The sequence below is a fragment of the Pradoshia sp. Z6_59 genome (assembly GCF_058267515.1).
Window position 1 is genome coordinate 197,638 of sequence record NZ_JBZCPP010000004.1, and the last position, 21,034, is coordinate 218,671.

Here is a 21,034-nt window from a genome sequence, read left to right on the forward strand (position 1 = left end):
TCAGAGATAACGTAATTGTTGCCACCTGATAATTGTTGATGGTAGGATATAAATGTAAGACTATTTAGAAAACGGCTTATCTCTTGCTTTTTGTTTAGTATGACCAATTTACATAATTATATGAGCGAATGAAGGCAAGGGGAGAGACCGCATACTGCGGCACCGAAGGAGCAAATGGTGAAACCATGAATCTCTCAGGTACAGAGACTCTTGCTGGACGCATCTCTGGAGAGCGCTTCCTTTATTGTGAAGCCACCCAAGAGGAAACGCCGAAGTACGTTATCCGGCGGTAAACTTTCAGGTATCAGGACAGAGCCCCCCTAATAAGGGAGGTTTCTGTCCTTTTTTTCGTGGATCACTGAAGGGTATATCACCTCGGTCAAATGCGGAAAAGCGGCGTTTTACTTAATAAGTTAACAAGCAATCGTTTAAATGTCATAACTAGCAAGAGAATCCGTATATAACGAACTTTTTAGGAGGGTAAGGATGGGAGAATTAAAGCAGACTCCGCTGATCAGTGTGTACAGGGAGTATGGAGGAAAAACAATTGATTTTGGCGGCTGGGAATTGCCTGTCCAATTTTCGGGCATTAAACAGGAGCATGAAGCAGTACGTACAAGAGCAGGCCTCTTTGATGTATCACATATGGGGGAATTTATCGTTAAGGGTGCTGGCTCACTACCATTTTTGCAGCTCATGATGACCAACGATGTCAGTAAGCTGAAAACAGGCCGGGCACAGTATACTGCTATGTGCTATGAGGATGGCGGAACGGTTGATGACCTGATTATTTATAAAAAAGATGAAGATGATTATTTGTTAGTTGTGAACGCATCTAATATTGATAAAGATTTTGAATGGCTAGAAAAGCATGTCAGCGAAGATGTGGAACTAAAAAATGTATCGGAACAAATAGGACAATTGGCCATACAGGGACCGCTTGCTGCTGATATTCTACAGAACCTTGTAGAAGAAGTGGATCTCGATACTATTGGTTTCTTTGCTTTTCGTGAAGATGTCATAATAAATGGCATTAGTGTACTGGTTTCAAGAACTGGCTACACCGGAGAAGATGGATTTGAATTGTACTGTAAGAGCGAAGATGCAGTGAAACTTTGGAAGGATCTCTTAGAAATCGGTAAGGATAAGGGGTTAGTTCCATGTGGACTGGGGGCAAGAGATACGCTTCGGTTTGAAGCGAAACTTCCCTTATATGGCCAAGAGCTATCACCAGAGATTTCACCTATCGAAGCAGGAATTGGGTTCGCTGTAAAAACCGATAAAGTACATTTTATTGGTAAGGAAGTTTTAAAGGGACAGAAGGAAAATGGCGCCACTAGAAAGCTTGTCGGAATCGAAATGATTGACCGCGGTATACCGAGACATGGGTATCCGGTTTTCGTTAAGGATGATGTAATAGGGGAAGTGACCACTGGAACACAATCCCCAACCTTAAAGAAAAACGTAGGCCTTGTCCTGATTAATGTAGAATTCGCTAACCTTGATGAAGTAGTCGAGGTTGAGATAAGGGGAAAAAGATTAAAGGCGAAAATTGTTAGTACTCCATTTTATAAACGCACTCAGGCAGGAGGAGTAAAAAAATGAAGCATCGTTATTTACCAATGACAGAGCGGGATACTGAACAGATGTTAACAGCGATTGGTGTAGAATCAATCGATGACTTATTTTCTGATATACCTGAAAAAGTAAGGTTTAAGGGTGAATACAAGCTAAAAAAAGCAAAGTCTGAATCATCACTTCTGAAAGAATTAACAGAGCTGGCCGAGAAAAATGCCAATCTTAGGACCCATAGTTCTTTCCTTGGAGCGGGAGTATATGACCATTACATGCCGGTCATCGTTGATCACGTAATCTCAAGATCAGAGTTTTATACCGCTTATACACCCTATCAACCGGAGATTTCCCAAGGAGAATTGCAGGCTATTTTTGAATTTCAAACGATGATTTGTGAACTGACCGGAATGGATGTGGCGAACTCCTCCATGTATGATGGGGGAACTGCTCTGGCCGAGGCAGCCATGCTCTCAGCAGGACATACACGCCGTAAGAAACTGCTTGTTTCAGAGGCAGTGCACCCAGAATCACGGGCTGTTTTATCCACTTATGCAAAAGGCCAATATCTTGAGCTTGAAGTTGTTCCCTGTAAAAACGGGGTAACGGATACAGAACAATTGGCGGGTATGATGACTGAAGAGGTAGCTGGTTTTATTACTCAATATCCAAACTTCTTTGGCCGAATCGAAAACTTAGCTGAAATTGAACAAATTGTACATGAACATAAAGGAATGTTAATTGTTTCAAGTAACCCACTTTCACTTGGTGTCCTGAAACCGCCGGGTGAATTCGGTGCAGATATTGTCATTGGGGATGCACAGCCTTTTGGAATTCCGGCTGCATTTGGTGGACCTCATTGCGGATATTTCGCAGTTACTTCTAAGCTGATGAGAAAAGTACCTGGACGTTTGGTTGGCCAAACAGTTGATGAGGACGGGAAGCGCGGGTTTGTATTAACCCTGCAGGCGAGAGAACAGCATATTCGCCGCGATAAAGCGACCTCAAATATTTGCTCAAACCAGGCATTAAATGCTCTCGCAGCCTCTGTGGCAATGACTGCGTTAGGTAAGAAAGGCGTGCAGGAGATGGCACTTCAAAATCTCCAAAAAGCGCATTATGCAAAGGAGCAATTAAAAGCAAATGGACTTGAAATTGCCTTTGAAGGACCTTCATTCAATGAGTTTGTTGTTAAGCTAAATGGTTCTGTAGCTGCAGCTAATAAAATGCTCATCCAAAAAGGCATAATTGGTGGTTACGATTTAGCTAATGATTATCCTGCCTTAACCAATCATATGCTTGTGGCAGTGACGGAGCTGCGTACAAAAGAAGAGATTGATAGATTTGCACAGGAATTGGGGGATTTCCATGAATAAACAGGATCAGCCATTAATATTTGAACAAACCAAGCCGGGCCGTATCGGCTATTCGTTGCCGGAAATGGATGTTCCGGAGTCAGCTTTAACTGAGCTTTTGCCTGAGGAGTTCATTCGCACAGAGGAACCAAAGCTGCCTGAAGTATCCGAGTTGGATATCATGCGTCATTATACGGCACTTTCGAGAAGAAACCATGGCGTTGATTCCGGTTTCTATCCGCTCGGTTCCTGTACTATGAAATATAATCCGAAAATTAATGAAAATGTTGCCCGTCTAAATGGATTTGCACATGTTCATCCCCTGCAGGACGCAGAAGCTGTACAGGGTTCTTTAGAGTTAATGTATGATTTGCAGCAAAGTCTAAAGGAAATCACTGGTATGGACGAAGTCACTTTGCAACCGGCTGCGGGAGCGCATGGAGAGTGGACGGGATTAATGATGATTCGCGCCTATCATGAGTCGAATGGTGACTTTGATCGCGTAAAAGTAATTGTTCCTGATTCTGCTCATGGTACGAATCCTGCCTCAGCCACAGTTGCGGGATTGCAAACTGTTACCGTGAAGTCAGGGCCGGATGGTTTAGTTGATCTGGAAGATTTGAAGAATGTTGTAGGGAAAGATACAGCAGCTTTGATGCTTACAAATCCAAATACACTGGGACTTTTTGAAGAACAGATCATCGAGATGGCCGAAATTATTCATGATGCCGGTGGGAAACTATACTATGACGGTGCCAATCTGAATGCTGTCCTATCCAAGGCTCGACCGGGTGATATGGGATTTGACGTTGTTCATCTTAACTTGCATAAGACATTTACTGGACCACATGGCGGCGGTGGACCAGGTTCAGGGCCGGTTGGGGTTAAGAAGGAGTTAATTCCGTTCTTACCAAAACCGCTTATTGTAAAAGAAGAGAATGGCTATCAGCTTGATTACAATCGTCCGCAATCAATTGGCAGAGTAAAGCCGTACTATGGAAATTTTGGAATCAATGTCCGTGCCTATACGTATATTCGGTCTATGGGACCAGACGGATTGAAGGCAGTAACAGAGTATGCTGTCTTAAATGCAAACTATATGATGAGAAGATTGGCGGAGTATTATGATCTTCCATATGATAAGCACTGTAAGCATGAGTTTGTGATTAGCGGAAAACGTCAGAAGAAACTTGGTGTACGGGCTCTTGATATTGCCAAGAGATTGCTAGACTTTGGCTATCATCCTCCAACCATTTATTTCCCTTTGAATGTGGAAGAATGCATGATGATTGAGCCAACAGAAACAGAATCAAAAGAAACACTGGATGGCTTTATTGATGCTATGATTCAAATTGCCAGAGAAGCAGAGGAGAATCCGGAAATTGTACAGGAAGCACCGCATACAACGGTAATCAGCCGTTTGGATGAGGCACTGGCTGCTCGTAAGCCTGTATTGAGATATCAAAATTAATTAGAATACATTTTAAGCAGCTATCATGACTAGATAGCTGCTTTTTTAGAAGAATGAATAATCTGTCGTTCAGGATAGGGAGGGAAATACGATCGAAAATACATTCTGCCTTTCAAATGAAAGAATCATGCTGAGAGAAATGATTAGTAGTGACTGGGTTGATGTACATAAATACGCATCACAAGATATCGTTTGTAAGTATCAGCCATGGGGACCGAATACGAAAGAAGAATCGAAAAAATTTGTGAGCCAAGTAATCGAGGATTCAACAAAAAAACCAAGAGCAAGGTTTGTCTTCGCAATTATTTATAATGGAAATATGATTGGGGCTGGAGAACTTACTATACGAAGTTTCACTAATAAAGCTGGAGAAATTGGCTATATTGTTAATTCGGATTACTGGAGAAAAGGAGTGGCTACAGAAGTTGCGTGTTTGTTAATTGACTTTGGATTTAAGGAACTGAACCTGCATCGTATTTTTGCAACCTGTGACCCAAGAAATATAGGTTCAGCGAAGGTGTTAGAAAAAGCAGGAATGGTTAGGGAAGGCATCATTCGCGACCATTTGCTCATGAGAATGGGCTGGCGAGATTCATTATTATACAGTGTTTTAGTACATGAATGGGATAGGTAAATAGACAATTAATTCTTTTACGGGTGTGATACTCTAATAATATCGCTTTTTTATCGGGTGGGATGGCTGTCCAATAAATACTCTACTATTAAAAGGTGCCTTAAAATGACGGGAACCTGAGATTAGACTATCCTTCTAATTTCGATTAATCAGTGCAAATCAGGTATAATGGATAAAAGCATCTCTCAAGTGGAGAATCAGCTAAGTAACCGAAAAAGAGGAACATACATGACTGAACATAGCTTCAATGATTTTGACATAAGTCCCGAAATTATTCGGGCATTAAGTAAAATGAATTATTTTCAACCGACAGAGGTCCAGCAAAAGGTGATTCCAATTGCGATTGGTAATCAGGATCTTATCGTAAAAGCACAAACTGGCAGTGGGAAAACAGCTGCGTATGGAATCCCGATTTGTAATCATATAGAGTGGATCGAAAATAAACCTCAGGCACTTATCCTAACACCGACCAGAGAATTGGCTGCACAGGTGAAGGAAGATTTAACGAATATTGGTCGATTTAAGCGGATTAAAGCAGCAGCTGTTTATGGAAAGCAATCATTTGCCAAGCAACAGCTGGAGCTTAAGCAAAAAAATCATATTGTCGTTGGAACACCGGGCAGAGTGTTAGATCATATTCAAAAAGGAACATTAAACGTTGGTGAACTGCGCTATCTGGTAATTGATGAAGCAGATGAAATGTTGAATATGGGCTTTATTGATCAGGTTGAAGCGATAATAAATGAATTACCTAAGGAACGAATCAGCATGTTGTTTTCAGCAACATTGCCGGATGATATTCAAAAGCTATCTAATCAATATCTAAAAGAACCAGTCTTTATTGAAATTAATAAAAAAGAGATGACGACTCAGCTGATCGAACACTCTTATTATAGGGTCAAGCATGAAAACAAAGCGGAACTGCTAAGGAAAGTTACAACGATTGAGAATGCGGATAGCTGCATTGTTTTTTGCCGCACACAGGAACAGGTAAATAATCTGTTTGATACATTGGTTAAATGGGAGTATTCATGCGGTAAAATTCATGGTGGAATGTATCAAGAGGATCGCTTTGATGTTATGAACCAATTCAAACGGGGTGAGTTTCGATATTTAATTGCCACCGATGTTGCTGCGCGCGGAATAGATATTGATAATATTACGCATGTGTTGAATTATGATTTTCCAGTGGAAAAGGAATCCTATGTACATAGGACGGGAAGAACGGGCCGTGCGGGACATACGGGAGTAGCTATTTCTTTTGTAACTCCTAGAGATGAAGAATTGTTGAGAGAGACAGAAGAATATATAGGCTTTGCTATTCCGGTAAAAGAGGAGCCAAGTGAAGCAGAAGTAGAAAAATGCAGGCCGGATTTCGATGCGAAAATGTTTGCAAATGAGATAAAGGAAGATAAAGCGACCGAATTAAACAGTGGGATAATGAAGCTGTTTTTCAATGGCGGCAAGAAAAAGAAATTGCGTGCTGTTGATTTTGTTGGAACAATCGCAAAAATTGAAGGCATAGCAGCTGAGGACATTGGAATTATCACAATTCAAGATCAGGCTACATTTGTTGAAATTTTGAATAATAAAGGTCCCGTCGTATTACAGGCGATGAAGAATAAAACTATTAAAGGAAAAAAATTAAAGGTATATGAGGCATTTGAATAATAATAGAGTGCTCACCGATCTAAAACAGCCCTTCCGAATCATTCGGCAGGGCTATTTTAATTAGAACATATCCTTTCTGATCTAACCTTCATTCTCGATAACCAAATCAGCTAAGTGCTGGGGTAACTGTCTTCGAATAATATTCTTCTGCTTTCCAGTATCGATTTCGAAATTTATCAATATTCGCCTGTGTAGACTTACTTTCACGGCTGAATCTTGTTTCTCTGGAACAATTCAGGAAAATTATATAATCAAAGAATGCTCTCCATTCTTTTCTTTGCAGAAATATACCTTCAATGATGATGAGGGAAGTTGCTGGAATCTGGCACATTTGCCATTTTTGCTTATCAGTGGTGGGGTCATATGTAGGCAGGAGTATCTCAGATGCTTCCTTTAATTGATTGAAAAAATTAACTCTTAACCACTCGGTGTCCCATTGCAAAAAGTAATATTCAATCCATTCATCGTGACCAGTGTGATAACGTTTATCTTTATCTACAATAAAATCATCTATATGAAAAAGGTAAAATGATAGGCTCTGTTCCTCTAGTAGCTGTTTCATTCTTTTGGTAAAAGTCGTCTTCCCGGAACGACTGAGGCCGTCAATACCAAGAATAAATCTTTGTCCTACTTTAAGTTTGGGTAATTAATTAATTAGATTTTGTATATGATCTTCCAAGTATCTAAGCCTCCTGTACTTTGAAATTGTCCTTACTTAAATAGGGTAGTTAGATTTTTCTGTTATTTATCCCCGTTAGAAATATTTTCCTTTATAATTATAGAGAAGGCAATACAAAGGGGGTAGTTACGTGGATATTGTTAGACATTATAAACAGATGCCACCCACTTTTCAAAGGTTACAGAAACTGCAGGACAATCTTGAAGAAGTCGGGTATTCTTTAGATTCACTTGGACTAATGCTGGACACGGAGGATCAGAATTATTTCGTCACACCATGCGATGTTATTACATTTGCGTCTACCGGAGCGGATGGAATTCATTTTGGTTTATTGACTGATTTTGGAGCTGTTACCGATTTGGAAGAGGCCTATGTGGTTTATGTTAGTCCTATGGATTTTGGATCAGCTGTTTTTTTGGCTGCTCGTAATTTAAAAGAATTTACGAATCTCCTTTTCACGATGAAGGATGCGATCGAAATCGGGAATTTTCTTTCAATTGAAATGGCTGATGAAGGGGAAGAAAGTGAAGACGAAGCAGAATTCGAATATGATGAAGAAGAGTTTTTACAAGAAAGGGAATATGTACTTGAAAAATTAAAAGAATCATTAAATTGTACGGTTATTCAAGATGTAAAGTCATATTATAAGAATCTATTTAAGGAGAGAAAACAGCAAATTGCTATACATACTCAAGACGGGATTGGGGTGGTTCCGATAAGTAATCAACCAATCACACATGATAAATACGAATTAGAAGAGGATGTAGAAATAGACGTTCAAGATTTACAGGCATACTTTCAGAAAGCTTCCGTAGAAAATAAACTTGCTTTTGTCAGAGATGCACAAACTCTTGGCATTATAATGGAAGATGAAGAAGTCAGGAAGTTCGTTTTAAGTGAGTTAAGGGAACTTGGATACAAGATTGAAGCAGATCGATTACAACGCAGTAATGAATCCGATTAAAGAGAAATGTTTCCTGCATAACTGATTGGGTATGGTAATAAGTAGCCTCCTTTTGTGGCAGAATGTAAACATTAATAATATCGAGTTAGAGGGAGAATAATGGATTTACTTTTATCAATTATATTGCTTTTAGTGATGCTTTTAATATCGAATATTATTAGCCACTATATTCCATCCATCCCTACGGCTTTAACTCAAATAGCTTTGGGGATTTTATTTGCTTTATTCATACAGGATCTATCATTTGAGTTAAAAGCGGAATGGTTTTTGCTCCTATTTATTGCACCCCTATTATTTAATGATGGACGTCGATTTCCACGCGATGATTTATGGAAAATGCGCTGGCCAATATTGGCCAATGCATTTATTCTTGTTTTTTTAACGACTATAATTGGTGGGTATTTTATTAACTGGCTTATTCCCAGTATTCCGTTGGCCGCTGCTTTTGCTTTAGCAGCTATCCTTTCTCCAACGGATCCAGTAGCGGTGAACGGTATTGCCGAAAGGATTTACTTACCGACGATTATTTTACGTCTTGTTCGAGGCGAATCGTTGATTAATGATGCGTCTGGTTTAATTGCCTTTAATTATGCAGTTGCTGCGGTTGTAACAGGTTATTTTTCATTACAGGAGGCAGCTGCAGATTTTGTTTATGTGGTCATTGTTGGTGCGATTGCTGGTATTATCCTCGGATTATTAGCTATTCTAATCCGTTATTCACTAAGAAGACAGGGGATCCAGGATGTTACCTTTTATTCTTTGCTGCAATTTGTCACGCCATTTATTGTTTATATTGTTTCAGAAGAAGTCCTGCACGCCTCTGGTGTAATTGCTGTAGTAGCTGCAGGTATTGTTCATTCCAGTTTAAGTGAAAAGACGGGGATGAAAAGTGCTGAGGAACAGGTGGTCACTGAGAATATGTGGTCGATCATCTTATTTGTACTCAATGGAGTGGTATTTTTATTATTGGGTTTGAGCTTGCCGTCTTCTATGAGAGCAACGGTAGAGAATCCTCTAATCAGCAATTGGCTTGTGCTCGGCTATGTCCTGGCAATAGGTTTGGCTATCATGATTATCCGAATTGTTTGGTCCTACTGCTTTTTAAGCATGGGTTATTACATAACTAACCGAAAAGAACAATCGAAGCCCAGTTGGAAAGTGGCCCTTCTAACCGGCTTGACCGGTGTGCGCGGTGCTATTACGATGGCAGGGGTATTGTCTATGCCATACTTTGTAGCAACTGGAGATTTATTTCCTGAACGTTCTCTGATTGTATTTATAGCAGGCGGTGTTATTTTATTTACTCTTTTAGCTGCAACTATTCTACTGCCTCTGATCAGTAAAAAATCCATTGAACCGGAGAATGATGAGGAGAAAGAGTTTTTAGATGCTCAGATGAAATTGAAAATATTGCGGACTGCCATAAAGAGGATTGAAGAAGAAATAGAGCCAGAGAATCAATCCGCTGGTTACGAATTAATTGGCGAATATAAAAAGATGATTGAACAAATTCGCTATGAAAATAAGGATTTAGAATTTATTAAAGTATCGCAAAAAGAGAGAATTGAAGCTCGCTTAGTTGGTTTAAGAGCAGAAAGACAATATATCCAGGAGGCTGCTGCTGATGGTTCAGTAAGTGAAGAGATTGTGAAAAGACTCGAGAAGTCCCTGGATATAAGAGAAAATTTACTCACAGAGAATTTCATGTCCAAAATAATGACTCTTTTTGGCCAATTATATAGGAAGTATAAGCAGTATAGGCGTGTGATAACCAAGGAAAACGAAAAGACGGCAGTCCTCTTAAATGATATGCGGGATATTCAGATTCAGGCGACAAAAGCCGCCATTGAAAGTCTAGAAAAATATGTAGAGGAAACGAACAATTCACATGTTTCATCCATCATTTATGAGTATCGAAGAATTATTGACAAACTGAAGCAACCAAATAATGCCCGTTCAAATAATAGTATGAAGGATCAGCAAAAAGAAGAATTACGTTTCAAAGCTATTGAAGCTGAACGAGCTGACATTCAGCGAATGTATGAAGAAGGCCAAATAAATCGTGAACTGGCTCAGGATTTACGTCGATTTGTGAATTATGTGGAGAGTGTTATGCTTCAGGAAATTGAGGAATAGGCTTGGCAGGTGTTCTACTAAAGGGAGAGGTTCTTTTCTAAAAAAATGCTCAGAAACGTCAGTCCTTTTGATATCGTAAATGATATAAAATAAAGAAAACTCGCTCATAAAAATGGCGAGTTTTCTTTTGTTGTAAATACCCCATTCTTCTTTAACTAAAGTCCATAGTTGGAGAAGGAAGTTACTCTGTTTTTAGTTTAGTGTACAATTGTGATATTTATTTTGGGACGATACCTAGCAACCTTCTACCTATAAGCCATATTGCAACACCAGTTCCCCATAAGATTAAGGCAGAGCCAAATCCTACTACAGACATAAACGCATTGATTTGTTGTTCTCCCAGTGTGACTTTCTCAGGTACAAACAGTAATGTAATAATAGCAAGTAAACAAAGGAGTGTACCTGTAAAATAATAGAGTCTGACTTGGAAAAGAGAGGCCAATGGGAGAAAATGAGCACCGACAATAATAGCGATAACGACAGGTATAAGTTCGGAGTGATTAGTAGCGTTACTGACAGCAATCGTAATTGCTATAGCCAAACCCTCTGTCGCAAAAATAATGTTAAACCAAAACCTTGTACGCTTTCCACGCCCTAAGTCTGCTTTTGAAACCTGATTTGTCACTTCTCGAGATGCGCGCATTAATGAAACACCGCCGATGAACAGCACCATACCTATGGTAACAGCTACACCAATCAATAATTGAACTCCCCATCCTTGTAGTCCCATAATCCCTGTGTATGCCCATAGAGTACCGAAAAAAGCCATAAAAAATACACCAGATGCAGTTCCTCGTACTACAGCACCAGGAATAGCTTTTGACGTTTGTGTCACAAATAAGAACCTCCATTCAAAATATGTGTTCATTACAACCGCATATTATCCTACATTGTTATTTGGTTTAGTCCATTCGGAAAAATCCTATATTCCTTGTTATAGTTATATTCATTTAGGCAATTTACAGAACTATTCTGGTCCTTAGTTGAATAAGAAGGATAATACTGGAAGTTAAAGTGACAATAAAATTGACAACAATAATGGCAGTGCATTTTAACAGTGCCGTTATTGTCCAATATAAAATATAATGTCAATTGCTATGTCAAAAACGATAAAATAGGCTAAAAACATTAATAAATAAGGAAAATGACGTATGACGATTCATACGTCATTTCTAGTGTCATTACTCAAAAAGCACATCAAAACGGAATCTATTAGCGTTCTACCTGTGAGCTTTTTTTGTTTACCATTTTAAGGTAAAGGGAAATGTGAGTATAAGCTTTCACATAAAATACAATTTTGGTCAAATATACCACTATGTAAAATGATAAAATTTAGAAGAATGAAACGGAGGAGGCAACCAACATGAAAGTATTTATGATTGGCGGTACGGGCTTATTAGGAGCTGAAGGAGCAAGGGTATTAATTGAACAAGGGCATGAAGTGGCAACATTGTCACTGCCACCCATCCCTGAAGGCAGTAACCTTCCTGAAGAAATGGAGATAACTTTGGGAAATTATTTAACATTGACAGATGATGAGATTCGTAAATATTTAACAGGCTGTGACGGATTTGTTTTTGCGGCAGGTGTAGATGAAAGAATAGAGGCACCATCACCAATCTATTCATTTTTTGAAAAATATAATATTACACCATTAGAACGGCTCTTAAGAATAGCAAAGGAATGCGGTGTCAAACATTCAGTTGTACTGGGTTCATATTTTGCTTATTTTAATAGAGAACTACCCGAGTATGAACTGACTAAGCACCATCCATATATAAGAAGCCGTGTAGATCAGGCTAATATGGCTTTATCCTTCGGGGATGATGATATGAGTGTAGCCGTTTTGGAGGTTCCATATGTCTTTGGAAGCCAGCAGGGACGTAAGCCTGTTTGGGTGTTCCTTGTTGAACAGATTCAAAATATGAGAGAAGCTGTCATGTATCCTGAAGGAGGAACAACCATGGTGACAGCGAAGCAGATCGGGGAGTGCATTTCTGGTGCCTTAATATATGGGAAGACAGGTAATTACCCGGTCGGCTATTATAATATGGAGTGGAAAGAAATGCTGACCATCTTCCATAAATACATGGGAACACCAGATAAAGAAATCATAACAATTCCTGCCTCTAATTATATTGAAGCGATGAAGGCGAAAGCAGAAAAACAAAAGAGTACGGGAATAGAACAGGGATTGGATACGGCTGAATTTGCAAAAATCTTTACTAAAAATCTTTTCATTGATAAAAAGACAATTGTTGACCACTTTGGTGTACAACCAGATGATATAGAAAAGGCCATCGGAGAATCAGTTCAGTTAAGTCTGGATATATTGGAAGGAAAAAAAGCAGTTGATATGAAAGCTGAATAAATCTACATGAGAGAAAAATATATATAAAGGAAGGGTAGCTTTGTATCCTTCCTTTTTGTTATGAAAAAGTTAATGGGTCACTATAAAGAACCTTAACAAAAGGCTGTTTCGTAAAGATTGTGGTTTTCGTATGGAAGGGAAAGTTGGTAAGGTTCATATGATATAGTTCAGCCAGAACTTTCTGGTTGAACTTTTATAAGGTATCAGTATCCAGGGTAGGATATACGCGATGTGGGATTGATATGGATTTCCTCCGCTGACTGTTACCCCCTACTTTTATATAGATATATATAGGGCTAGGTGAACTGAGATCTTGTATAAAAAATGAAGCTATATGCTACTTGGAGGGAGTGTAAAGAACGAACTTAGTTGGTTGCAGATAGCATTAATAAATTATTGGAGGATTAGTTAAAGAAGAAGTGAAATTTACAATAAAGAAAACACGCCGTTTTAAGGCGTGTTTTTTTATCTTTATGCCATTTATGATATCAAAAAGGCTATTACTACAGAGTATTTTTAGAAGAGACCTCAAAACGTAAACCTTTGTATTTATTTTGAATGCCTCTTCTTTGATTTTCCCTCTTTATTACTATATGGAAATAATATCTAGATTGAGTTCGGATTGCAAAGTGGTAAATAAGAATATGAGCAATTATAAAAGCCTATTTGTTTTCAATATTAATTACAAAAATAGAAGGAGGAAGAAAGATGGCTTTGTTGGTTGGACTGTTATTAATATCTTTTCTGGGTCTAATCGTGGGTTTGAAGGATCCAAACGTTGTTCTTTCATGGCTTCCTGAAACTAAAAGAAATAAGTCATATGTGTGGCGGGTTTTTGGGGGCGCAATAGCAGTATCTTTTATTGGGATACTGTCACCTTCAGTAATTGATAGTTTGCTTCTTATCCTATTTCTAGTATCTATCACAGCTTTATTTGTGGGCTTAATTAAACCGAGCTATGTTTTGAAGAGAGCTCCTGAAGCTAAAAGGACTAAATTGCATGTAGTAATGATTTTTGGCGCTGCAGCGATACTATGTATTACTTTAAGTTCAATAATTGCTCCATTAGAAGAGTTTGCTGGTAGTAGCGCACAGGTAGAGCAACAGCAAGAAGTAGGAACGGTTAAAGCAGTGGAAGAAAAAACTAAAGCGAAGGAAGAAGCAGAGGCTGAGGCGAAGGCGGAAGCAGATAAGGCAAAGGCGGAAGCAGAGGCTAAGGCAAAGGCGGAAGCGGAGGCTAAGGCAAAGGAAGAAGCGGAGGCTAAGGCAAAGGAAGAAGCAGAGGCTAAGGCAAAGGCGGAAGCGGAGGCTAAGGCAAAGGAAGAAGCAGAGGCTAAGGCAAAGGCGGAAGCAGAAGCTAAGGCAAAGGCGGAAGCGGAGGCTAAGAAAAAAGAGGAGACACAGTTCTCAGGGTACAAACTTATCAAAGTTGATGGTGGCGATTTATCTGGTTATCGTGAACCTAATGTTGTTGTGGATATCGGCTATGGGAATCGTAAATATTGGGCGTTTACTAATGAATACGGGCAACTAGTACGTGTCATTGCGGACGAGATTATTCTACAAGATGACAGTAGCGAGCCTGTAACATCGTCTGGTAGATACTACTCTGATGAGGCAAAAGTTCCGGGTGTTGAAAGTGATAATTTTGATGAAGGACATATCATAGCGGACTCTTTAGGAGGGGTATCGAATGCTTATAATATTACCCCACAAGAAAGCACATTGAACAGGTATGGTGACCAAGCATACATGGAAAAAGTGATTCGTGATGCAGGTGGTGCGACAAATTTTGAAGCAATTATCACCTATCCGAATACAAAAACACAGGTTCCTTCAAGCTATAAGTATACGTATACCATCAAGGGCAATAAAGTTGTTGATAAATTTGACAATGTTAACCCGGATGAAGTAAACAAATCACTTGGTTTAACAGAAAGCAAGTCTTCTAAATCAACCAGTTCAAGTAAAAACCCAACCAGTTCAAGTAAAAACCCAACCAGTTCAAGTAAAAACCCAACCAGTTCAAGTAAAAACTCAACTAGTTCAAGTAAAAACTCAACCAGTTCAAATAGAGGCGGAAACATTTCTAGTGTCGATACGAACGGTAATGGTGAAGTGACGATTAAAGAAGCAAAAGATGCAGGTTTTAGTATGCCTATAACGAGTGACCATTGGTTGTATCCTTATATGCGTGATAACGATGGTGATGGGATGGTAGGTGAGTAGGCATCTAGACTATAGGAATAAAAGCCCTCCTAGTCAATAGGAGGGTTCTGTCTGTGATAAAAATTACTTAAACTGAAAGAGCGTTAGTCCAATAACAAAAAAGCTAATTCCTTTTTGGTGGGGCTATTTTTATATTAAAAACATAATAACTAGCTAGAATCTTTACGAACAGTAAAATGATTCTTAACCCTTTCCAATCAACGCATTAGTTTGCCAGGTAACCGTTTAATCCCTTCGGTACAAATAATACTTCCTAAAACACCAACTAAAACGCTGGATGAAATAATTTTAAATGCATAATAAATACCTGTGCCTGTTATAAAATCTAGTACTAAAAATTTTTTAATGGTAGACCACCTAATCGTATAGAAAACAACTTGATTATGTGTATTCATATTCTTCAATCACACCCAAATCAATTTTTCCTAAGATATGAATATATAAGGTTGTCTAATTCCACTAACCTGCAATGTGAATAAGAATGGGCAACGTTAGATTTTTTAAGTAGTTATATATTTAACAGGGATATCTATGCGAATGAAAGTATTGATTTTTCGAGGAAATGCTACCATTAATAGGAGTAGCCAGAAGTGAAGCCGAAAAGTAGGTAAATCAGTAAAAAGCCATGAGGAAAATTACTCATGGCATACATTTACAAGATATTAATGCTGTTTATTAGGAAGTTTTTTGCTTGGACGTCCGTATCCTTGTTTAGCTTGGTTCTTTTCAGCCTTTTGTTGCTTTTCATGCAAATTTTCTACAAATTCATGAGTGCTTTCTTCTTTCATATATTTCATCCTCCCTCTTATGGATTTATAGTTATTTTCTCAATCTTAATGGAATTCATGCATGATGAAAATAGATTATAATAGAGGAAATGAAAATAAGGGTTATGGAGGAATTAGATGACCGGTAAAGTAGGATTAGTAATTGGGGCAACCGGATTAGTTGGTAGAGAATTGGTGACAACACTTTTGGATTCAAATGAATTTGCGAAGGTAATTGTATGGGTAAGGACAAGCATGGGTATTCAACATTCAAAGCTTAGGGAGAGTTTTCCAGATTTTGAACAACTGGATCGGGAACCACTACCAAGTGATGTCGATTGTATTTTTTGCTGTTTGGGTACAACCATTAAGAAAGCAAAGACAAAAGAAGCCTTTAGGAAAGTCGATTATACATACCCTTTGATGCTTGCAGAGAATGCTAAACAGCACCATGTTCGTCAATTCTTAATTATTTCTGCAATGGGTGCTGATGAAGAATCCCATGTATTTTACAGCAAAACAAAAGGGCAACTGGAGACTGCATTAAAACAGCTTCAATTAAACAGTCTGACCATTTTTAGGCCATCACTTTTATTAGGGGATAGGCAGGAATTCAGACTGGGAGAGGGATTGGCAGCTTCAGTAAGTAAAGTTTGCCCGTTTGTATTCAAAGGGCCTCTTAAGAAATATAAGCCAGTACAAGGAAAAGTGCTAGCACAGGCTATGTATATCTGTGCGCTGCAGGATAATAAGGGCATAAATTCGGTTGCTTCCTATGAGATAGAGCAGATTGCCAAGCATTCCAATTAATGATAAAAGTCTAAAAAATCCTCATCCTTACAGTATTTGATTGGTTAATGTATAATAGAAATTACTATTAGTAAACAGAGGTTACAAAATGAAAAACAATGAAGAACTTATCAATCAACTGGGATTGCAAGATAAAATCACATTAGAGGATATACCAGACATTGATTTATATATGGATCAAGTCATTCAATTATTCGAGAGTAAATTCAAAATGTCTAAGCGGAATGATGATGAAAAAGTTTTAACTAAGACGATGATCAATAATTATGCCAAGGGCAAAGTATTTTTTCCTATTAAAAATAAGAAATATTCCAAGCGGCATTTAATAGTAATCAGCTTGATTTATCAGTTAAAAGGGACATTGTCTATAAGTGACATTAAAACGATTCTTGGACCTTTGAACACTAAGATAGTAGAGGAAGACTTGCAGCTTGATGAACTATATTCCAGCTTTCTGCGCCTGACTGATCATAATGCTCATAAATTTAAAGAAGACATTCTGGAGAGTATCTCTGAGGCAAAAGAAGAAGGGGTACATTTAGGTGGCAATCTGGATGAGTTCAATGGCGATGTTGAATATTTTGAGAAATTATTAATGATTGCTTCCCTTTCTCATATGAGCCAGCTGTATAAAAAAGCAGCAGAGAATTTGGTAGATGAATTTAACAGTGATAATAAAACGAAATCATAAAGAATATCCGTTTAATTATAATTATAAAGAGCCAAGTGCATCCTGCATTGGCTCTTTGGTTTTATTTAGATTTAATTTTACCCTTCCATTGCTTGAAGCCGCCTTCGAGTTGATAAAGTTCACGATAGCCTTTTTTATATAGCATCTGAGCTGCTCGTGTGCTTCTCATTCCGCTTTGACAATATAGATAAACAGGTTTGTCTTTGCGGAGTTCCTTCATTCGCATTTTCAATTGGGTAGAAGGTATGTTACGGGCGCCTAAAATATGTCCGCCATCAAATTCTTTTTGCTCACGAACATCTATTAACTGAGCTTTTCGATAGCCAGCTTTAAAGTCCTCTTGGGACAATGTCGTAACCATTTTTTTGCTGGAGAACCAACTGTAGATGGAATATCCAATGATCAATACAGCCAGTACAATTAATACGATTAATGACTTTGGCAATTCAATCCCCACTTTCTCTTTCTGTTCACTTTTATATTATACAGTTCGTATATTTGTCTGGCAAAAAAATTTTCTGGTAATAGTTTACGAATTTGTAGTTAAAAAATTATAGGCATCCAGGATGGATATTATACCTGTCTACCTGCAAGCTGAATTGGTCAGTGGTTTAGAATCCAAGATAACGGTTATATCTATATAGTTTTGCTTTATTTGAAAGGACAATAAGTTTACAAACGACTATAAATCAAGTATCGTGCATTATGGACAAAATTTTAATTTTTAAGAAAAAATATTTGTGTCGAAAATGCAAAAACGCTGTTATATGAAGCATAGTTAAGCTTAGTAATATGCAAGCTGAGATTTTGTTTGTTTTGGTTCAAAAATAGGTGAAAAGAAGATTAATTCTTTGATTTTCTTTATTTTTTGTAAAATTATAAGAATTGACAATTTTAATAGAAGGTGCTCCAAATACTATATGTGGTATGAATTATAAAAATACAAATACTATATGTTGAATTAATATGTAGGCTATGATAACGTAGAGATATTCATTTAAGAACTTAACAAAGATAAATAAAAAAGAGATTATATTATTGGTTGAAGGAGAGATCAAATTGCCTACTGTAACAAATCGCAAGTTGTCTATAAATGTCGAAAGGTTAAATAAAGATATAGCCCTATTTCCACAAGTTTTTCCTATTACTCCAGACATGAATAAGACGTATAAGGGTGTTTCAAGGCTTGTGATGATAGATCGCTATTCCTTCAAAGATACGGAAAAATTGACACTTAGTGATGGAGATTTTGTAGTACTTACAATTAAAGAAGATCCGAAATTTCCTGCCCGTGGACTTGGGTACATCCAACATATTGATTGGGAAGCAAAGAAAGCACATGTATTGGTAGAAGAGGAGTTCCGCTCCTCATTGGACAAGCATGATGAAATTAAAACAGGCCTTATTTGTAAGTCACTCGACGTCATTGAAAAACCGCTTGAAATTTATTATGAACAGATAGCAAAACGGAATGCACGCGGTTTGGCTGAAGTTGAGGAAACGGAAGAGAAACGCAAGGAATGGTTTGATAAATTTTATAATGAATTGGTCCAAACGAACTTTATCCCGGCAGGACGTGTACTCTATGGAGCCGGCTCTGAAACCGAAGTAACCTACTTTAACTGCTATGTAATGCCATTTATTAATGATAGCCGTGAAGGAATTTCTGAACATCGCAAACATGTGATGGAAATCATGAGCCGCGGAGGCGGTGTCGGTACAAATGGTTCGACATTACGTCCAAGAAACACGCTTGCTCGCGGTGTAAACGGAAAATCCTCCGGTGCAGTTTCTTGGTTGGATGATATTGCAAAATTAACTCACCTGGTTGAACAGGGTGGTTCCCGTCGTGGCGCTCAAATGATTATGCTGTCTGATTGGCATCCGGATATCGTAGAATTTATCATCTCAAAAATGCAAAACCCTAAAATTTTGCGCTTTTTAATGGAAGTCAGCGAGGATGAAGTAATTCGTAAACATGCATCTGAAAAATTAAAATTCACTCCGCTTACCATGCAAGAGGAAGCCATGTATCAAGGCATAGTCAATTATAAAAACATTTCTGGATTTGGCGGATTTAATGAGGCAATCATTAAAGAAGCAGAAGAAAAACTTGCTGCTGGTGGAAATGATACTGTTCATAATCCAGACTTTTTAACAGGTGCCAATATTTCAGTGTGCTTAACAAAAGAATTTATGGAAGCTGTAGAAAATGACGGAGAATATGAACTTCGATTCCCGGATGTTGAGTCCTATAATGAAGTTGATATGAAAGCCTATAATGAAAAATGGGCTGATTGCGGTGATGTACGCGAATGGGAAAAACTAGGCTATGCCGTGCGTGTATATCGTAAAATTAAAGCGCGCGAGTTATGGAATTTAATCAATATTTGTGCGACTTATTCTGCGGAGCCGGGCATTTTCTTTATCGATAATGCAAACGATATGACAAACGCTAAAGCGTACGGTCAAAAAGTAGTTGCGACGAACCCATGTGGGGAACAGCCATTGGCTCCTTATTCTGTATGTAACTTGGCTGCTGTCAATCTGGCTGAAATGACAGATAAAGATCACAAACAAGTGGATTTGGAGAAACTGAAACAAACGGTAAAAGTGGGCGTGCGCATGCAGGATAATGTCATTAACGCAACTCCATACTTCCTTGAAGCCAATAAAAAACAGGCTCTAGGGGAAAGACGCGTTGGCCTAGGTGTAATGGGTCTACATGATATGCTTATTTATTGTGAAAAAGAATATGGTTCTGAAGAAGGAAATAAGCTTGTTGATCGTGTATTTGAAACAATTGCAACTGCAGCATATGAGGAATCTATTGAAATCGCGAAAGAAAAAGGCAGCTTCCCATTCTTAGTCGGTGAATCCGAGGAAGAAACGAAAGAATTACGCACACGTTTTATTAATACAGGGTATATGAAAAAAATGCCTGAACATATTCGTGAAGGAATTATGAAATATGGTATCCGTAACTCACATCTATTAACAGTTGCTCCTACTGGAAGCACCGGTACAATGGTAGGTGTTTCTACAGGTCTTGAGCCATACTTCTCGTTCACATATTTCAGAAGTGGACGTTTGGGTAAATTTATTGAAGTGAAAGCTGATATAGTAGAAGAATATTTACGTCGCAATCCTAATGCAGATAGCAATAATCTACCTTCTTGGTTTATTTCTGCAATGGATTTAACTCCTGAGAAACATGCTGATGTACAATGCATTATCCAACGTTGGATCGATAGCTCCATCAGTAAAACGGTAAATGCGCCGAAAGGATATTCCGTTGAACAGGTAGAGCGAGTGTATGAGCGTCTATATAAAGGCGGAGCTAAGGGCGGTACTGTATACGTAGATGGAAGTCGTGATACACAGGTATTAACGTTAAAGGCTGAAAACGATACGGATCAACCCACTCAGCCGCAACATACGAAGCAGCATGTTGTTCTTGTCGACACAATTGATGCACTTGAATCAACAAGTGTAACGATTGGTAGCGAAGTTGGAAATACTTGTCCGGTTTGCCGTCAAGGTAAAGTAGAAGAACTTGGTGGATGTAATACGTGTACGAACTGCGGTGCTCAGCTTAAATGTGGATTGTAAATAAAAAATTGATATAAATGATAAAAGGATGGTAAAGATTAACGCCATCCTTTTTTTTATTTCTGTATACAC

15 protein-coding genes, 1 pseudogene and 2 riboswitches are annotated in these 21,034 nt (G+C 38.3%); of the genes and pseudogenes, 12 read left to right on the forward strand and 4 right to left on the reverse strand.

Annotated features, from left to right (window positions below):
• The first annotated feature begins 128 nt into the window (after nucleotides 1–128).
• Nucleotides 129–220, forward strand: a riboswitch (glycine riboswitch).
• 3 nt (nucleotides 221–223) lie between these two features.
• Nucleotides 224–315, forward strand: a riboswitch (glycine riboswitch).
• A gap of 171 nt (nucleotides 316–486) precedes the next feature.
• The 5 genes from gcvT (at nucleotide 487) to AC4D4B_RS06460 (ending at nucleotide 6,703) form a co-directional block, all read left to right on the forward strand.
• On the forward strand, nucleotides 487–1,605 hold the full coding sequence (gcvT, locus tag AC4D4B_RS06440; RefSeq protein WP_490999461.1) for a glycine cleavage system aminomethyltransferase GcvT: 1,119 nt from the start codon (nucleotides 487–489) through the stop codon (nucleotides 1,603–1,605).
• Nucleotides 1,602–2,948: an aminomethyl-transferring glycine dehydrogenase subunit GcvPA gene (gene gcvPA, locus AC4D4B_RS06445; RefSeq protein WP_490999462.1), complete on the forward strand. Its 1,347-nt coding sequence runs from the start codon at nucleotides 1,602–1,604 to the stop codon at nucleotides 2,946–2,948. Before gcvT ends, gcvPA begins: the two co-directional genes overlap by 4 nt.
• Nucleotides 2,941–4,398: an aminomethyl-transferring glycine dehydrogenase subunit GcvPB gene (gene gcvPB / locus AC4D4B_RS06450; protein ID WP_490999463.1), complete on the forward strand. Its 1,458-nt coding sequence runs from the start codon at nucleotides 2,941–2,943 to the stop codon at nucleotides 4,396–4,398. Before gcvPA ends, gcvPB begins: the two co-directional genes overlap by 8 nt.
• A 127-nt stretch (nucleotides 4,399–4,525) precedes the next feature.
• A complete protein-coding gene (locus tag AC4D4B_RS06455) occupies nucleotides 4,526–5,032 on the forward strand; it encodes a GNAT family N-acetyltransferase (protein ID WP_490999464.1) in 507 nt (168 codons plus the stop codon).
• 228 nt (nucleotides 5,033–5,260) lie between these two features.
• Nucleotides 5,261–6,703 (forward strand): DEAD/DEAH box helicase, encoded by a 1,443-nt coding sequence (locus tag AC4D4B_RS06460; RefSeq protein ID WP_490999465.1) that lies wholly within the window; start codon nucleotides 5,261–5,263, stop codon nucleotides 6,701–6,703.
• An 81-nt stretch (nucleotides 6,704–6,784) separates the two neighbouring features.
• Here AC4D4B_RS06460 and AC4D4B_RS06465 read toward each other — a convergent pair.
• Nucleotides 6,785–7,319: pseudogene (locus tag AC4D4B_RS06465) on the reverse strand (kinase).
• Between the two features lie 193 nt (nucleotides 7,320–7,512).
• On the opposite strand from AC4D4B_RS06465, the gene AC4D4B_RS06470 reads away from it, so the two are divergent.
• Together AC4D4B_RS06470 and AC4D4B_RS06475 are read left to right on the forward strand one after the other, a co-directional pair.
• Nucleotides 7,513–8,346 carry a hypothetical protein gene (locus AC4D4B_RS06470; RefSeq protein ID WP_490996049.1) on the forward strand — a complete coding sequence of 278 codons (834 nt, stop codon included), beginning with the start codon at nucleotides 7,513–7,515 and terminating at the stop codon, nucleotides 8,344–8,346.
• Nucleotides 8,347–8,445: 99 nt separating this feature from the next.
• Nucleotides 8,446–10,482, forward strand: coding sequence for a Na+/H+ antiporter (locus AC4D4B_RS06475; RefSeq protein ID WP_490999466.1), 2,037 nt, complete (start codon nucleotides 8,446–8,448; stop codon nucleotides 10,480–10,482).
• A gap of 217 nt (nucleotides 10,483–10,699) precedes the next feature.
• On the opposite strand, the gene AC4D4B_RS06480 is transcribed toward AC4D4B_RS06475, so the two are convergent.
• On the reverse strand, nucleotides 10,700–11,317 hold the full coding sequence (locus AC4D4B_RS06480; RefSeq protein WP_490996051.1) for a DUF7010 family protein: 618 nt from the start codon (nucleotides 11,315–11,317) through the stop codon (nucleotides 10,700–10,702).
• Nucleotides 11,318–11,845: 528 nt separating this feature from the next.
• Here AC4D4B_RS06480 and AC4D4B_RS06485 point away from each other — a divergent pair.
• Both AC4D4B_RS06485 and AC4D4B_RS06490 read left to right on the forward strand, forming a co-directional pair.
• Nucleotides 11,846–12,853: an NAD-dependent epimerase/dehydratase family protein gene (locus tag AC4D4B_RS06485; RefSeq protein WP_490996052.1), complete on the forward strand. Its 1,008-nt coding sequence runs from the start codon at nucleotides 11,846–11,848 to the stop codon at nucleotides 12,851–12,853.
• Between the two features lie 1,008 nt (nucleotides 12,854–13,861).
• Entirely contained in the window at nucleotides 13,862–15,082 is a 1,221-nt protein-coding gene (locus tag AC4D4B_RS06490) for a DNA/RNA non-specific endonuclease (protein ID WP_490999498.1), read from the forward strand.
• Between the two features lie 662 nt (nucleotides 15,083–15,744).
• On the opposite strand, the gene AC4D4B_RS06495 is transcribed toward AC4D4B_RS06490, so the two are convergent.
• Nucleotides 15,745–15,870 (reverse strand): DUF4023 domain-containing protein, encoded by a 126-nt coding sequence (locus AC4D4B_RS06495; RefSeq protein WP_077248062.1) that lies wholly within the window; start codon nucleotides 15,868–15,870, stop codon nucleotides 15,745–15,747.
• Nucleotides 15,871–15,987: 117 nt separating this feature from the next.
• On the opposite strand from AC4D4B_RS06495, the gene AC4D4B_RS06500 reads away from it, so the two are divergent.
• Together AC4D4B_RS06500 and AC4D4B_RS06505 are read left to right on the forward strand one after the other, a co-directional pair.
• The gene (locus AC4D4B_RS06500) at nucleotides 15,988–16,659 is read left to right on the forward strand and encodes an NAD(P)H-binding protein (RefSeq protein ID WP_490999467.1); all 672 of its coding nucleotides are present in this window, start codon (nucleotides 15,988–15,990) and stop codon (nucleotides 16,657–16,659) included.
• Between the two features lie 88 nt (nucleotides 16,660–16,747).
• The gene (locus AC4D4B_RS06505) at nucleotides 16,748–17,350 is read left to right on the forward strand and encodes a DUF1836 domain-containing protein (RefSeq protein WP_490999468.1); all 603 of its coding nucleotides are present in this window, start codon (nucleotides 16,748–16,750) and stop codon (nucleotides 17,348–17,350) included.
• Nucleotides 17,351–17,411: 61 nt separating this feature from the next.
• On the opposite strand, the gene AC4D4B_RS06510 is transcribed toward AC4D4B_RS06505, so the two are convergent.
• The gene (locus AC4D4B_RS06510; RefSeq protein WP_490996055.1) at nucleotides 17,412–17,795 is read right to left on the reverse strand and encodes a rhodanese-like domain-containing protein; all 384 of its coding nucleotides are present in this window, start codon (nucleotides 17,793–17,795) and stop codon (nucleotides 17,412–17,414) included.
• Between the two features lie 614 nt (nucleotides 17,796–18,409).
• On the opposite strand from AC4D4B_RS06510, the gene AC4D4B_RS06515 reads away from it, so the two are divergent.
• On the forward strand, nucleotides 18,410–20,962 hold the full coding sequence (locus tag AC4D4B_RS06515; RefSeq protein ID WP_490999469.1) for a vitamin B12-dependent ribonucleotide reductase: 2,553 nt from the start codon (nucleotides 18,410–18,412) through the stop codon (nucleotides 20,960–20,962).
• The last annotated feature ends 72 nt before the right edge of the window (nucleotides 20,963–21,034 follow it).

Excerpts from the sequence above, each read along its gene's own strand:
- AC4D4B_RS06460 (WP_490999465.1), top strand. The coding sequence starts at position 5,261 with ATGACTGAACATAGCTTCAATGATTTTGACATAAGTCCCGAAATTATT.
- AC4D4B_RS06500 (WP_490999467.1), top strand. The coding sequence starts at position 15,988 with ATGACCGGTAAAGTAGGATTAGTAATTGGGGCAACCGGATTAGTTGGT.
- gcvT (WP_490999461.1), top strand. The coding sequence starts at position 487 with ATGGGAGAATTAAAGCAGACTCCGCTGATCAGTGTGTACAGGGAGTAT.
- AC4D4B_RS06485 (WP_490996052.1), top strand. The coding sequence starts at position 11,846 with ATGAAAGTATTTATGATTGGCGGTACGGGCTTATTAGGAGCTGAAGGA.
- AC4D4B_RS06490 (WP_490999498.1), top strand. The coding sequence starts at position 13,862 with ATGATTTTTGGCGCTGCAGCGATACTATGTATTACTTTAAGTTCAATA.
- AC4D4B_RS06495 (WP_077248062.1), bottom strand. The coding sequence starts at position 15,870 with ATGAAAGAAGAAAGCACTCATGAATTTGTAGAAAATTTGCATGAAAAG.
- AC4D4B_RS06475 (WP_490999466.1), top strand. The coding sequence starts at position 8,446 with ATGGATTTACTTTTATCAATTATATTGCTTTTAGTGATGCTTTTAATA.
- gcvPA (WP_490999462.1), top strand. The coding sequence starts at position 1,602 with ATGAAGCATCGTTATTTACCAATGACAGAGCGGGATACTGAACAGATG.
- AC4D4B_RS06505 (WP_490999468.1), top strand. The coding sequence starts at position 16,748 with ATGAAAAACAATGAAGAACTTATCAATCAACTGGGATTGCAAGATAAA.
- AC4D4B_RS06455 (WP_490999464.1), top strand. The coding sequence starts at position 4,526 with ATGCTGAGAGAAATGATTAGTAGTGACTGGGTTGATGTACATAAATAC.
- gcvPB (WP_490999463.1), top strand. The coding sequence starts at position 2,941 with ATGAATAAACAGGATCAGCCATTAATATTTGAACAAACCAAGCCGGGC.